At 67.6% G+C, this 13,569-nt stretch carries 11 protein-coding genes; 6 read left to right on the top strand and 5 right to left on the bottom strand.

Features of this window, described 5'->3' with window-relative positions; translation table 11 throughout:
• Window positions 1–208 precede the first annotated feature (208 nt).
• From recG to GRI75_RS12290, 6 genes are all read left to right on the top strand, one after another.
• Window positions 209–2,269 (top strand): ATP-dependent DNA helicase RecG, encoded by a 2,061-nt coding sequence (gene recG, locus GRI75_RS12315; protein WP_160747292.1) that lies wholly within the window; start codon window positions 209–211, stop codon window positions 2,267–2,269.
• Between the two features lie 82 nt (window positions 2,270–2,351).
• Window positions 2,352–3,593, top strand: a complete 1,242-nt coding sequence (locus GRI75_RS12310; protein WP_160747291.1) for a lipoprotein-releasing ABC transporter permease subunit — start codon at window positions 2,352–2,354, stop codon at window positions 3,591–3,593.
• Entirely contained in the window at window positions 3,586–4,260 is a 675-nt protein-coding gene (locus GRI75_RS12305) for an ABC transporter ATP-binding protein (protein ID WP_160747290.1), read from the top strand. Before GRI75_RS12310 ends, GRI75_RS12305 begins: the two co-directional genes overlap by 8 nt.
• Window positions 4,261–4,306: 46 nt before the next feature.
• The gene (locus GRI75_RS12300) at window positions 4,307–4,591 is read left to right on the top strand and encodes a hypothetical protein (RefSeq protein ID WP_160747289.1); all 285 of its coding nucleotides are present in this window, start codon (window positions 4,307–4,309) and stop codon (window positions 4,589–4,591) included.
• Between the two features lie 61 nt (window positions 4,592–4,652).
• Window positions 4,653–8,120 (top strand): DNA polymerase III subunit alpha, encoded by a 3,468-nt coding sequence (gene dnaE / locus GRI75_RS12295; RefSeq protein ID WP_160747288.1) that lies wholly within the window; start codon window positions 4,653–4,655, stop codon window positions 8,118–8,120.
• 42 nt (window positions 8,121–8,162) lie between these two features.
• Window positions 8,163–8,363 carry a hypothetical protein gene (locus GRI75_RS12290; protein WP_160747287.1) on the top strand — a complete coding sequence of 67 codons (201 nt, stop codon included), beginning with the start codon at window positions 8,163–8,165 and terminating at the stop codon, window positions 8,361–8,363.
• A 19-nt stretch (window positions 8,364–8,382) separates the two neighbouring features.
• On the opposite strand, the gene GRI75_RS12285 is transcribed toward GRI75_RS12290, so the two are convergent.
• The 5 genes from GRI75_RS12285 to GRI75_RS12265 are packed head-to-tail and all read right to left on the bottom strand — an operon-like array spanning window position 8,383 to window position 13,553.
• The gene (locus tag GRI75_RS12285; RefSeq protein ID WP_160747286.1) at window positions 8,383–9,453 is read right to left on the bottom strand and encodes a sodium:calcium antiporter; all 1,071 of its coding nucleotides are present in this window, start codon (window positions 9,451–9,453) and stop codon (window positions 8,383–8,385) included.
• A gap of 42 nt (window positions 9,454–9,495) precedes the next feature.
• Window positions 9,496–10,581 carry a PA0069 family radical SAM protein gene (locus GRI75_RS12280; RefSeq protein ID WP_160747285.1) on the bottom strand — a complete coding sequence of 362 codons (1,086 nt, stop codon included), beginning with the start codon at window positions 10,579–10,581 and terminating at the stop codon, window positions 9,496–9,498.
• Window positions 10,582–10,626: 45 nt separating this feature from the next.
• Entirely contained in the window at window positions 10,627–11,256 is a 630-nt protein-coding gene (locus GRI75_RS12275; protein WP_160747284.1) for an eCIS core domain-containing protein, read from the bottom strand.
• A gap of 49 nt (window positions 11,257–11,305) precedes the next feature.
• Complete coding sequence (gene moaB, locus GRI75_RS12270; protein WP_160747283.1) at window positions 11,306–11,833, bottom strand: molybdenum cofactor biosynthesis protein B; 528 nt, start codon at window positions 11,831–11,833, stop codon at window positions 11,306–11,308.
• Window position 11,834: 1 nt separating this feature from the next.
• Entirely contained in the window at window positions 11,835–13,553 is a 1,719-nt protein-coding gene (locus GRI75_RS12265) for a lytic transglycosylase domain-containing protein (protein WP_160747282.1), read from the bottom strand.
• Between the last annotated feature and the right edge of the window lie 16 nt (window positions 13,554–13,569).

Raw genomic sequence — 13,569 nt, 5'->3', positions numbered from 1 at the left:
CGCTCCTGGTGTGTCCCTGTCCGTCCGTTGAATCCGCAAAGCGCCATGAGCCCGGATGGTTCCTCGGCTTTCGTCGTCCCGGACCTGATCCGGGACCGCTGGCCTCCAGGTCCGACCGAGCGGCCAGCGATCCCGGGTCAAGCCTGGGATGACGGTCGGCCGGCGATCGCCGCTTCCGCCGGGATGGCGATAATGCTTTAGAGCTTTGATGCGCCCCGAGACGCTCAACCCGCTGTTCACCGACACCGAAAGCCTGGAGGGCGTCGGCCCGAAGCTGCGCAAGCCGCTGGAAAAGCTCGGCCTGACCCGGGTGCGCGATCTCGCCTATCATCTGCCGGATCGTTTCGTGCAGCGCCGCGCGGTGACCGATCTCGACGACGTGAGCGAAGGCGAGCAGATCGTCGTCGCGCTCACGCCGATCGAGCACAAGGCCAGCCGCAACGGCCGCGGCCCTTACCGGGTGCTGGCGCAGGACGCGAAGGGCAACGTCCTGGCGGTGACCTATTTCGGCCGCGCCTCCTACACCGCGAAGAAGCTGCTGCCGGTCGGCGAACAGCGCTGGGTCGCCGGCCGGCTCGACCGCTACGGCGACATGCTGCAGATCGTCCATCCCGATCACGTGGCGGAAGACAGCGCGGGGCTGATGGGCCACCTGGTGGAGCCGGTCTATGCTCTGGCCGAAGGGCTGACCCAGCCGAAAGTCGCGAGGCTCGTGGCGCAGGCAATGGAGCGGGCGCCGGAACTGCCGGAATGGATCGAACCCGGCGTGCTGGAAAAGCACAAGTGGCCTGTCTGGCGCGATGCGCTGGTGCTGGCGCACAAGGGCGAGCACCCCGCCGCGCGCGACCGGCTCGCCTATGACGAGCTGCTGGCCAACAGCCTGGCGCTGCTCCTGGTCAAGCAGGCCAACCGCGCCCGCCGAGGCCAGCCACTGAAGGGTGATGGCAGCTTGCGCGGCAAGCTGGCCTTGCCGTTCCCGCTCACCGGTGCGCAGCAGCGCTCGATCGCCGAGATCGAGGGCGATCTAGCGCAGACTTCGCCGATGCTGCGGCTGCTGCAGGGCGACGTCGGCTCGGGCAAGACGGTGGTGGCGCTCGAATCGATGCTGCTGGCGGTCGAGGGCGGGGCCCAGGCGGCGCTGCTCGCCCCGACCGAGATCCTTGCCCGCCAGCACTTCGAGACGCTGCGGCGAATGGCCGCGCCGACCGGCGTGCAGATCGCGCTGCTCACCGGGCGCGACAAGGGCCGGGCGCGCGAAAGCATCCTCATGGGCCTGCTCGACGGCAGTATCGACATTATCATCGGCACCCATGCGATCTTCCAGGAAGCCGTCGCCTACCGGAACCTCGGCCTGGTGGTGATCGACGAGCAGCACCGCTTCGGCGTCTCCCAGCGGCTGATGCTGACGCAGAAGGGCAAAGTCACGCCGCACTGCCTGTCGATGACCGCCACCCCGATCCCGCGCACGCTGACGCTGGCGCAATACGGCGAGATGGATGTCAGCCGGCTGGACGAGATGCCGCCCGGCCGGCAGCCGATCGACACGCGGGTGATCTCGGCCGAGCGGATTGCGGAAATCGCCGATGGTCTCGCGCGGCACCTCGAAAGCGGCCAGCAGGCCTACTGGGTCTGCCCAATGGTGCGCGACAGCGAGACCGAGGACATCGCCGCCGCCGAGGCGCGATACGCGGCGCTGCAGGCGCGCTTCGGGGACGATGCCGTGCTGGTCCACGGCCAGCTCCGCCCTGAGCTCAAGGACGCCGCGATGGAGCGGTTCGCTTCCGGGGAAGCGAAGCTGCTCGTTGCCACCACGGTCATCGAGGTCGGCGTCGACGTGCCCAACGCCACGCTGATGGTGATCGAGCAGGCGGAGCGTTTCGGCTTGGCCCAGCTTCACCAGCTCCGTGGCCGCGTGGGGCGGGGCAGCGCCAAGTCGGTCTGCCTGCTCCTGCGCGGATCGGAGCTGAGCGAGACCGGCAAGCAGCGCCTCGCCCTGATGCGCGAGACGCAGGACGGTTTCCGCCTGGCGGAGGAGGACCTCAAGCTTCGCGGCGGCGGCGAGCTGCTCGGCACCCGGCAATCGGGCGACACGCCGTTCCGCGTCGCCGATCTCGAACAGATCCAGCGCCTGCTCCCGCTCGCGCACGACGACGCCCGCCTGCTGATCGACCGCGACGGCGGCCTGACCGGCCCGCGCGGGGAAGCGGCGCGGCTGCTGCTCTACTTGTTCGAACGCGACTGGGGCGTGCAACTGCTGCGCGGCGGGTGAGCGCGTGGCGGGCCTTTTTCATTGCAGCGCAAGGTGGCGCTGCTAAACGCTCACCCACCATGAGCCACGCAAGGCCTGCCGCTTGATCCTCTCCCCGTTCGAATGGACCATCGCCAAGCGCTACATGCTGCCTGGGCGCGGCGAGGCGTTCATTGCGCTGGTCGCCGGGATCAGCCTCGCAGCGGTCATGCTCGGCGTCGCCGCTCTCCTGATCGTCATGAGCGTGATGAACGGCTTCCGCGCCGAACTGCTGGACAAGATCGTCGGGCTCAACGGCCACGCGATCATCCAGGCTTACGGCGGCCGCCTCGACAACTGGGAAGAAGTGCTCGAGGAAGTCCGCGAGACGCCCGGCGTCGTTCGCGCCAGCCCGCTGATCGAGCAGCCCCTGTTTGCCACCCTCGGCGGCCGCGCCGACTTCGTGCTGGTGCGCGGCAACACGCCCGAGGATATCGCCCGCATCCAATCCAACGTGGTGCAAGGCGACATCTCCAGCCTCAGGCCGGGCGAGAACAACGTCGCCATCGGCTCGCGCCTCGCCATGAACCTCGGCGCGCGGCTCGGCGACACCATCACGATCGTCAATCCTCAGGGCCGCGCGACCCCGTTCGGCACGGTGCCGCGCCAGGTCGGCTACACGATCACCGCGATCTTCGAGATCGGCATCTACGATTACGACAAGGCGTTCGTCGTCATGCCGATCCCCAACGCGCAGACCCTGCTGCTCACCGGCGACACGATCGGGATGATCGAAGTCACTACGGAGGACCCGGACACCGTCCGCGAGACCCTCGCTCCGCTCGAACAGAAGCTCGGCGGGCAGGCTGTCGTGTCGGACTGGAAGACCATCAACGCCAGCCTGTTCGAAGCGCTGGAGATCGAGCGGGTGGCGATGTTCTTCGTCCTCTCGATCATCGTGCTCGTGGCGGTCTTCAATATCCTTTCTTCACTAATAATGTTGGTCCGCTCCAAGACCCGCGACATCGCTATCTTACGTACAATGGGCGCAACACGCCGAAGTTTGCTAAAGATATTCGTCACCGTCGGCTTCACCATCGGCGCCATCGGCACCGGAGCGGGGCTGGTGCTCGGCGCGCTGGTGCTGTTCTTCCGCCAGTCGATCGTGCGGACGATCGAGTTCTTCACCGGCCAGAGCCTATGGGACCCGGAGATCCGCTTCCTGACGGAGCTGCCCTCGAAGACCGATCCCGGCGAAGTGATCGCGATTACCGGCCTGGCGCTGGTGCTCAGCTTCCTGGCCACGCTCTATCCTGCCCGCAAGGCCGCGAGCACCGATCCGGTACAGGTCCTGCGCTATGAGTGAAGCCGTCGTCCGCCTGATCGACCTGACCCGCAGCTTCGAGCAGGGCGGGGTGCGCATCGACGTGCTGCGCGGCGTGAACCTCACCGTCGCGCCGGGAGAGATCGTCGCGCTGCTCGGCCCGTCCGGCTCGGGCAAGTCGACGATGCTCCAGGCCGTCGGCCTGCTCGAAGGGGGCTTCGGCGGCACGATCGAGATCTGCGGCGTGGACGCCAGCAAAGTCCCGAGCGACCGGCGGACGGCCCTGCGCCGCAGCCACCTCGGCTTCGTCTACCAGTTCCACCACCTCCTGCAGGACTTCAATGCCGAGGAGAACGTGATCCTCCCGCAACTCGTCGCCGGCGTGGACCGTGAAGCCGCGAGCGTTCGCGCCCGGGAGCTGCTCGGTGCGCTCGGCCTGGGCCAGCGGACAACGCACCGGCCGAGCCAGCTTTCGGGCGGCGAGCAGCAGCGCGTCGCCGTGGCCCGCGCGCTGGCGAACAAGCCGCAACTCGTCCTCGCCGACGAGCCGACCGGCAATCTCGACGAGATCACCGCCGACCGCGTGCTCGACCAGTTCCTCCAGCTCGTCCGCGGCCAGGGCAGCTCCGCGCTGATCGCCACGCACAACGAGCGCCTGGCCCTGCGGATGGACCGCGTCGTCCGCCTGCACGAAGGCGTTCTGGAGTAGAAACCTTCCGGCCCGCTCGGGTGTTTGGTCTGCGAAGGAGATTTGCATGACAGACCATCCGAGCACCTTTCGCGGCGGCACCACCGATACCGGCGGTGTTCACTGGGACGACCGCGCCGCGATCCACCGGCGCGGCGACGGCCAGGGCCTGCTCGACGGGATGAAGGCACTCAATCGCGGCACTCTGGCCGAGATGGTGCAGATGATCGCCGATATGCCGGAGAGCGACCGCGGCGATTACGTGATCCAGAAGGCGGGCGACCACAAGCTCGAGACCGCCGAGATTATGGCCCTGGCGGAGCGCGAAGATTTCCCCGGCCGAGGCACTTGAGAGACGGGATAACCCGCCCTCGGGCTCTTTCGTAATCCGCTGCAATCCCTAATCTGGGGCGATGGCTTTCGCTCCGTTCGTCCCCCTTCGCGTGTTCTCGAGCTATTCGATGCTCGAGGGGGCAATCGATCCGAAGACGATCGCCAAGACCGCGAAGCAGCGCGGCTTTCCGGCGATCGCGATCTGCGACCGCAACGGGCTTTACGGCACGGTGGCCTTCGCCGGCGCCTGCAAGGGCGAAGGCGTGCAGCCGATCGTCGGCGCGCTGCTGGGGGTCGCGCGTGGGGACGGGGAGCCGATCGATTTCCTGCCGCTCTTCGCCCAGGATGAGGACGGCTGGAACAACCTCTGCCACCTGGTCAGCCGCGCGCATCTCGATCGCCCGCTGGATCTCGATCCGCATGTCCGGTTGAGTGACCTCGAGGGCCGCACCCAGGGGCTGATCGCCCTGACCGGCGCTGCCGAAGGCGCGGTCACCCGGCTGTTCGCCGACGGCAAGCCAGGGCGCGCGCGGGAAATGGCCGACCGGCTCTCGGCGCTGTTCCCCGACAGGCTCTACGTCGAACTCGTCCGGCGCGGCGACCCGATCGAGGAGGCGGCCGAGGAAGGCCTGCTCGATCTCGCCTACGACACCGGCCTGCCGCTGGTCGCCAGCAACCCGGCGAACTTCGCCGAGCCGCACATGCATTCGGCGCACGACGCAATGCTGTGCATCGCCCATTCGACCCACATCGACAATGGGGAGCGGCCCCGCTCCAATCCGGAGGCCTTCGTCAAGTCGGCGCCGATGATGGAAGAGCTGTTCGCGGACCTCCCGGAAGCGACTCAAAACACCGTCGTGATCGCCCAGCGCTGCGCCTTCGCGCCGCCGAAGCGCAAGCCGATCCTGCCGAGCCTTGCCGGCGATCTGACAGGCGAAGTGCGTCTGCTGGCGGAAGACGCCCGCAGGGGACTGGCGGCGCGGCTGCAGCCTTACGAGGGGCTCACCGCGGAAGAGCGCAAGGTCTACGAGGACCGGCTCGAGTTCGAGATCGACGTCATCACGGGGATGGGCTTTCCCGGCTACTTCCTGATCGTCGCCGACTTCATCAAGTGGGCCAAGTCCCAGGGGATCCCCGTCGGCCCGGGCCGCGGTTCAGGCGCGGGCTCGCTGGTCGCCTGGGCGCTGACGATCACCGATCTCGACCCGATCCGCCTTGGCCTGCTGTTCGAGCGCTTCCTCAATCCCGAGCGCGTCTCGATGCCGGACTTCGATATCGACTTCTGCGAAACGCGGCGCGGCGAAGTGATCCGTTACGTCCAGGAGCGCTACGGTCAGGACAAAGTCGCGCAGATCATCACCTTCGGCAAGATGAAGGCCCGCGCCGTGCTGCGCGACACCGGCCGCATCCTGCAGATGAGCTACGGCCACGTCGATCGCCTGTGCAAGATGGTGCCCAACCATCCGACCGATCCGTGGACCCTGCCCCGCGCGCTCAACGGCGTAAGCGAGTTCAAGCGCGAGTACGACAACGACAACGAAGTGAAACGCCTGATCGACCTGGCGATGCAGCTCGAAGGCTTCCCGCGCAACAGCTCGACCCACGCCGCCGGCGTCGTGATCGGCGATCGGCCGCTCAGCCAGCTCGTGCCGCTCTACCGCGATCCGCGTTCGGACATGCCGGTCACCCAGTTCGACATGAAGCATGTCGAGGATTCCGGCCTGGTGAAGTTCGACTTCCTCGGGCTCAAGACCCTGTCCGTCCTGCGCAAGGCGGTCGACCTGCTGGCCCGGCGCGACATATCGATCGAGCTGGACCGGCTCGAGTGGGACGATCCGCAAGTCTACAAGCTGCTCCAGCGCGGCGACACGGTCGGCGTGTTCCAGCTCGAATCCGAAGGCATGCGGCGGACGCTCAGCGCGGTAAAGCCGACCAACTTCGGCGACATCATCGCGCTCGTCTCGCTCTATCGGCCGGGTCCGATGGACAACATCCCGCTGTTCGGGAAGCGCAAGAACGGCGAAGCGCCGATCGAATACCCGCACCCGAAGCTCGAAGGCATCCTGGCCGAGACCTACGGCATCTTCGTCTACCAGGAACAGGTCATGCAGGCGGCGCAGATCCTCGCCGGCTATTCGCTCGGCGACGCCGACCTGCTGCGCCGCGCGATGGGCAAGAAAGTACAGGCGGAGATGGACGCCCAGCGCCAGCGCTTCGTCGACGGGTGCAAGGCCGTTTCGGGCATCGACAAGGCCAAGGCCAACGAGCTGTTCGACTTGATCGACAAGTTCGCCGGCTACGGCTTCAACAAGTCGCACGCCGCCGCTTATGCGCTGCTGTCCTACCAGACCGCCTGGCTCAAGACGCACTATCCCGAGGAATTCTACGCCGCATCGATGTGCTTCGACATGCACCAGTCGGAAAAGCTGGCGGTGTTCGTCGACGACCTCCGCCGCAACGGACGGGTGCTGCTGGGGCCGGACATCAACCACAGCGAAGCCGAGTTCGCCGTCGAGCAGACCGACGAAGGCTATGCGGTGCGCTACGCGCTCGCCGGGATTCGCAACGTCGGCGAGAAGGCGATGGAGCAGGTTGTCGAGGAGCGGCAAAAGGGCGGGGCGTTCGAGACGCTGGAGGACGTGTTCCGCCGGATGCCGCCGGGCGCCATGAACCGCCGGCAGCTCGAAAGCCTCGCCGCGGCGGGTGCCTTCGACGGGCTCGAATCCAATCGGGCCAAAGTGCTAGCCAACGCCGACATGCTCCTGGCCGTGGCCGAGGCGGCAACCCGTGAGCGGCAGAGCGGCCAGCACGGCCTGTTCGGCGGGGAAGATCATGACGAGCCTTCGCTGCGCCTCGTCGATGCGCCGGCCTGGACCCGCGCCGAACAGATGGCTGCCGAGCGGGAGAACTTCGGCTTCTACTTCGCCGCCCATCCGGTCGAGCAGTACCGCGCCATCGCCAGCGCAAACGGCGCGCGCTCCTACGCTTCGCTGATGGAATCGGGCGTGGCCGGCGGGCGGCAGCCGGCGGTGATGGCGGCGATGATCGAAAGCGTCAGCAAAGGCCGCACCCGCCGCGGCGGCGAATTCGTGCGCGCCGACTTCTCCGACAACTCCGGCCAGTTCAGCGCCGCCTGCTTCGAGGAATCGCTGGTCGAAAGCTTCCAGCGCTGGGCGGCCGACGGAACGTGCGTGCTGCTCAATGTCGAACTCGATGCGCCGAGCCCTGACGAGCCGCCGCGCATCACCGTGCGCGGCGCGCGCCCGCTTTCGGAAGTGCGCAATAGCGCGCGTATGGTCCTGACGCTCGACGTGGCAACGCCGGAAGCGCTGCAGGAACTGCGCCTGGCGCTCAGCGAAGGCGCGGAAGGGCGCGGCGAAGTCCTTGCCCGCCTGCGCATTGGCGAGGGCAACGACCCGCTGGTCCGCCTCGGCCGCGACTTCGACCTCGACGGCGAACTGGCGGAGCGGCTGGCGCTGATCGACGGCCTGGCCAACGTGTCGCTCACCACCCGCCGCGGCCCGACCCACCTGAAGCTGGTCGCGTGATGCTGGCGGCGCCGTGGGTTCCCCGCAAAGAAGGGTAAGCGAATGTTCGCCTTCCTGAAGTCGATCGTCCTGGGGGCCGCGCTGGCCTTCATCCTCAGCCTGTTCATCGGCTCGGGCGGCGGCACGGGCGGGCCGCTGAACGTGCGCAGCTACACGATCGAGGAGGTCCAGTTCTTCTGGTCCTGGCCGTTGTTCGTCATCGGCACCGGCCTGTCGTTCGGCATTCTCCTGCTGATGGACTAGGATCGCGGAAGCGGCCGGGTTAGCCTAGCGCCAGGCTGAAAAGAAGAACGACCCCGCCTGCGTAGCAGAGCAGCACAAGTATTGAATCGTAGCCCATCCTGAACAATGTCAGATCACGCCGCTCGATGATCCCGATCAGGTAGATGGTCGACAGGACGATGCCGAGCAGGGCTGCAAAGCTGGCGAAGCGGCTCACCTCACCCAGCACCGCGGGCCCGGCGTAGAGGGCGTCCACGAAGAAGATCAGCACCAGATCGAACAGGTTGCCCCCGAAGACGTCACCGATCGCAAGGTCGTTCCGGCCCAGCTTCACTGCCGCAATCGCCGTGCTCAACTCCGGAAGCGAAGTGGCTATGGCGAGCAGCGTCAAGCCGGCGAGTTCGGTGCTCAGGCCTGTGTGGCCCGCAATCGCTTCCGCCGAGCGCGTGAGCAGGAAACCGGCGACGAGGATAACGGCGCCGACCGCCGCGGTCCGCAGGATGAGCGCGGCGCCCACGCCCTTGCGTTCCGCTGCCGCACCTTGAGGGGAGTTGCCTTGCTGCTCCTGCGGGTCGAGCGGGGCGCCATCGTCTTGTGGTAGCCAGCCGGCCTCGCGTTCCTGGTCGCGAACGAACAGGATGCACACCACGTATGCAACGACCATCCCGGTGGACCATGCGCCGACGCCCAGGATGCTGAAGTCGCCGACGATCGTCGCGGCCGCCGCCAGCCCAAGCAAAAGCACGCAGGCCACGATCTGGAGCAGGATGCTCGGGTTCATTATTTTCGTGGTCACCGCATCTCGGCCGATGAGAACATCCACGATCGCCAGCACAACGACCTGAAAGGCGACTCCCCCGAGAAGGTTGCTCACGGCCATGTCCGCGTTGCCGGCCAGCGCCGCGCTCGCCGAGGTACCGATTTCGGGCAGCGAGGTCATCGCTCCGAGCAGGACCATGCCCACGATGGCGCCGCCGATGCCGGTGCGCCGCGAGATCGAATCTGCGTACAGCGAAGCCTTCTTGCCGGCCATCCAAACGGCGGCGGCCGCGAGGGTGTATACCGCCACCCCCACCCACAGTGGCTGGGCCGTCAGATCGAGAAGGTCCATGGCCCCTAAGCGTGCTCACGGATCAAAGTTTCCGCGGCCGCCTTACAGCAGGCGCAGTTGTCCGCCGGTTTCGGGCGGACGGAACTGGCTGCAATCGAGCTCGAACCGCTCCTTGGTCATGCCCGCCCGCCGGCAGGCAAGGCGGAAGCGGGCGCGGAAAAGCTCGGCCCAGACGCCGCTCGGCTTCATCCGGGTGAAGAAGTTCGGATCGTTGTCCTTGCCGCCGCGGATCGAGCGAACGATCGACATGACCTTGTCGCCGCGTTCCGGGAAGTGGACCGAAAGCCATTCGCGGAACAGCGGCGCCACTTCGTACGGCAGGCGCAGGGGGATCCACCCGGCCGAGCGGACACCGAGCGCGGCAGCACGGGCGACGATCGCTTCCATGAACTCGTCGGTGATCGCCGGGATGACCGGGGAGACCGAGCAATGCGCCGGCACCCCGGCTTCCACCAGCTTGCCCAGCGCCGCCAGCCGCTTGGCCGGCGCCGAAGCGCGCGGTTCGAGCTTGCCCGAGAGCTTGGGATCGAGCGACGTCACGGAAATCGCCACCGCCGCCAGCCCGAGGCCGGCCAGTTCCGACAGCAAGTCCAGATCGCGCAGCACCCGGTCGGACTTCGTCGTGATCGTCACCGGATGGCGCGTCTCCAGGCAGACCTCGAGAACCTGCCGCGTGATCCCGTAGCGCCCCTCGATCGGCTGGTAGGGATCGGTGTTGGTGCCCATCGCGATCGGACGGGGCTTGTACTTCGGCCGCGCCAGCGTTGCCCTCAGCAGCTCGGCGGCGTTGGGCTTCGCGAACAGCTTCGTCTCGAAATCGAGCCCAGGCGAGAGGTCGTGGAACGCATGGGTCGGCCGGGCGAAGCAGTAGATGCAGCCGTGCTCGCAACCGCGATAAGCGTTGATCGAACGGTCGAAGCCGATGTCCGGCGACTGGTTGAATGCGAGAATCGTCCTGGGATGTTCTTCGATCACCGTCGTGCGCAGCTTGGGCGGATCGCCATCGAGCGCCGCGACATGGTCGCGCCAGTCTCCGTCCGCTTCGCGCCCGGCCAGCCCGAAGCGCGCCGGCACCAGGCCAGACTGCGCCCCCCGCCCATGCACCGAAGGTTCCTTGCGTTGCTCCATGCCTGGAACATAGCAGGAACATGAGGGACCCTCAATTCAGGCCTACTACCTATATCGTTGGATCTCGCTGGAGATCCGAGCCGCATTCTCGCGCGCCTGCTGCTCCAGGACTTCGTGGTTCGTCAGATAGACGCGGGCGAAGTCGGCGAGGCCCAGCTTCTCGTACTGCAGCGCATGCGTCAGCTCGTGCGCCCAGAGGGTGCGGTTCTGCGCCATCTCCGGACGCGAATAGACGACGACGTCCTGCAGCGTCACGGCGCCGCCCTCGCGCCGGTACCACGCCGCCACCAGCGACCCGAGATCCAGCTCGGGCCCGACCTGCGTCCACCTCACGCGCTCCAGCAGGTCCTTGGAGAAGTAGTACTGCAGGTCCGCCTTGACCTCCGGCGGGATCGGCTGGAGGCCAGAGCGCTTGGCGTTGGCCCGCGAGTGCCGGATCGCCCGCTGCAAGGTGTTCGCCGCCATTTGCGAAGCCCGCTCACCGATCGCCGTGGCTGCGGGCCGGGCGGCATCATCGGCCAGTTCCAGCGTCCGCTCGATCGCGTCGTAGTTCCCGCGCTCGGGGTCTTGCTCGAGCAGACCGAGGGCCATCGCCCCTACGACCCCGGTGATTCCCGCTAGCAGGACGTAAGGCACGGCTCTGCGGGTGCGGGACTTGAAACGATCGGCTGGCATTGTGCCGCCAAACTCCGTGCTGTCCGGCTTCGTTCCCTTCGCCTGGCGGCTACTTCTCGCGCAGGCGCGGCATCAGCTCGACGAAGTTGCAGGGCCGGTTTCGGCTATCGAGCTGCTCGGCCAGGATCCGGTCCCAGCCGTCCTTCACCGCGCCGTTGGAGCCGGGCAGGGCGAAGATGTAAGTCCCGCGCGCCAGCACCGCCAGGGCGCGGCTTTGCACGGTGCTGGTGCCGATCGTCTGGTAGCTGACCCAGCGAAACAGCTCGCCGAAACCGGGGATGTCCTTGTCCTTGATCCGGTCGAGCGCCTCGGGCGTGACGTCTCGTCCGGTCAGCCCGGTGCCGCCGGTCGAGACGATCGCATCGATGCCGTCGTCGTCGATCCAGGTGTGCAGGAGGTGGACGATCGCATCGGCATCGTCCCGCTCGAGCGCTCGCGCTGCCAGGGTGTGCCCGGCGCTCGTGATCCGCTCCGCCAGGATGTCGCCCGAGGTGTCCTCGTCCGGGCCGCGGGTGTCGGACACGGTGAGCAGGGCGATGTTGATCGGCTTGAACTCGCGCTCCAGGTCGATCGCCATGTCAGTTGCTTTCCGCCGATAGGTACACGCGCCCGCTGCTTTCCTGCCCGGTGGGGAAGCCCGGCCAGGCGTTCTGGGCCAGGGCGATGCGGCTCATCGAAGGGGCCTTCGCCTGCCGCTCGTACATCCAGTAGTTGCGCGTCACGATGGCGACGTAGCTGCGCGTTTCCCAATAGGGAATGGATTCCATGTACAGCAGCGGATCGCCCATATCGCGGACTTCGTAGTTCCAGCGCGTCACCGGCGTGAGCCCGGCGTTGTAGGCGGCCATGATCTTCGGGAGATGGCCCTGCGTCGCGCCATGGTCGCGCAGCATCTGCAGGTTGCGCTGGCCGAACGCCAGGTTGGTGCCGGGATCGAAGATGTTCACCTGGCTGGCGTTCATCCCCAGCCGCGGGGCGTGCTCGCGAACGGTGATCGGGGTGATCTGCATCACGCCCTTGGCGTCGGCCGGGCTGACCGCCTCGGCGCGGAAGTTCGATTCCTGCAGCGCGTGGGCATAGGCGAGCGCCGGATCGACCTGCCAGCCGGTCACCGGAACCCATTTCGGCGTGGGATAGGCCGAGGCCGGATCGGGCGCGGCGCCGCTCGGCGCATTGTGGGCCATGTACAGCTGGGTCTGCGGCAGACCGATTTCGCGGGCGAGGCGGGTGAGCGCGGCATAGTTGCCAGGATCGCCGATCCGCGCCTCGTGCAGCAGGACCTGGCTCGACAGCACGTCGCGGCCAATCTCGGCCAGGGCGATGGCGATGCGCACGTTCTCGCTGCCCTGCAGGCGGCGCCAGTCGGCGTCGCTAAGGTCGGCGGTCGCAAGGCGCTCCGGCAGCTTGCGGCCGAGCTGCTCGGCGGCGAGCATGCCGTAGAGCGTCTCGTCGCTGACCGCCGCCGCACGCAGCAACTGCGCGCTCCGCTCCGGCTGGCGGCAACGCAGCGCGGCCCGGCTTGCCCAGTAGTACGAGGCGCCGCGCAGTTCCGCATTGCCTGCGCCGGCGCCCGCGCGTTCGAAATGGAAGCTGGCGCTCGCGCAGTCGTTCAGCCGCCATGCGGCAAGCCCGGCCGCCCACTCGCCCTCGGCGACCCAAGGACCGCGCCCATCGGCGACCGTGCGGGCCATCGCCAGCGCCTGCGGGTCCATGTTCTCGATGTAGTAGCTCCAGGCCACCCGCTGGCGCCATTCGGCGCGCGCCTCGGGGCTGAGCAGGGCGTCCACCCCATCGAGCAGCTGCCGCGCGCCGTGAGGATCGTCGTTGCTGATCCGGTCGAGGATCTGCTGGCGCACTTCCGCGGGCATCGTGCCGTCTTCGACGGAGCGCGGGCGCACCCGTTTGGGCGCGGAGCTCTGCGGGTAGAAGGTTCGTTCCTGCGGCAGCATCGGCATGCTCAGCGCGCCGCGGGTCATCGCCAGGCGGGCCATCTGCGCCGCCATCGGCAGGCGGTGGCCCCTGGCCAGCCATGCTTCGATCTGCGGCAGCTCGACGCGCGGGGAATTGGCCGCGAGGTAGTACTGCGCCCGCGCCACGGTGTGGAGCAGCCCGTCCGGCCGCTGCGCCAGCAGGGTCTCGACCGCCAGCCAGTCGCCGCGATCGATTGCCGCGAAAACCTCGTGGTAATAGGTTCGGTCCGCCTGACCGAGCTGCTGCGGCGGGCCCGCCTGCAGCCGGGCGGTGAAATACTCGCGTGTCGATGCCGCCTCCGCCGGGGCGGTGCTGACCAGTAACATTGCGGCCGCCAGGGCC

Source organism: Croceibacterium soli (assembly GCF_009828065.1).
GTDB lineage: Bacteria > Pseudomonadota > Alphaproteobacteria > Sphingomonadales > Sphingomonadaceae > Croceibacterium_B > Croceibacterium_B soli.
Note: the sequence above shows the minus strand (reverse complement) of the source record. Positions and strands in the feature narration are given on the sequence as shown.

Coding starts and splice junctions, on each gene's coding strand:
- recG (WP_160747292.1), top strand. CDS start 209: ATGCGCCCCGAGACGCTCAACCCGCTGTTCACCGACACCGAAAGCCTG.
- GRI75_RS12305 (WP_160747290.1), top strand. CDS start 3,586: ATGAGTGAAGCCGTCGTCCGCCTGATCGACCTGACCCGCAGCTTCGAG.
- GRI75_RS12300 (WP_160747289.1), top strand. CDS start 4,307: ATGACAGACCATCCGAGCACCTTTCGCGGCGGCACCACCGATACCGGC.
- dnaE (WP_160747288.1), top strand. CDS start 4,653: ATGGCTTTCGCTCCGTTCGTCCCCCTTCGCGTGTTCTCGAGCTATTCG.
- GRI75_RS12290 (WP_160747287.1), top strand. CDS start 8,163: ATGTTCGCCTTCCTGAAGTCGATCGTCCTGGGGGCCGCGCTGGCCTTC.
- GRI75_RS12285 (WP_160747286.1), bottom strand. CDS start 9,453: ATGGACCTTCTCGATCTGACGGCCCAGCCACTGTGGGTGGGGGTGGCG.
- GRI75_RS12280 (WP_160747285.1), bottom strand. CDS start 10,581: ATGGAGCAACGCAAGGAACCTTCGGTGCATGGGCGGGGGGCGCAGTCT.
- GRI75_RS12275 (WP_160747284.1), bottom strand. CDS start 11,256: ATGCCAGCCGATCGTTTCAAGTCCCGCACCCGCAGAGCCGTGCCTTAC.
- moaB (WP_160747283.1), bottom strand. CDS start 11,833: ATGGCGATCGACCTGGAGCGCGAGTTCAAGCCGATCAACATCGCCCTG.
- GRI75_RS12265 (WP_160747282.1), bottom strand. CDS start 13,553: ATGTTACTGGTCAGCACCGCCCCGGCGGAGGCGGCATCGACACGCGAG.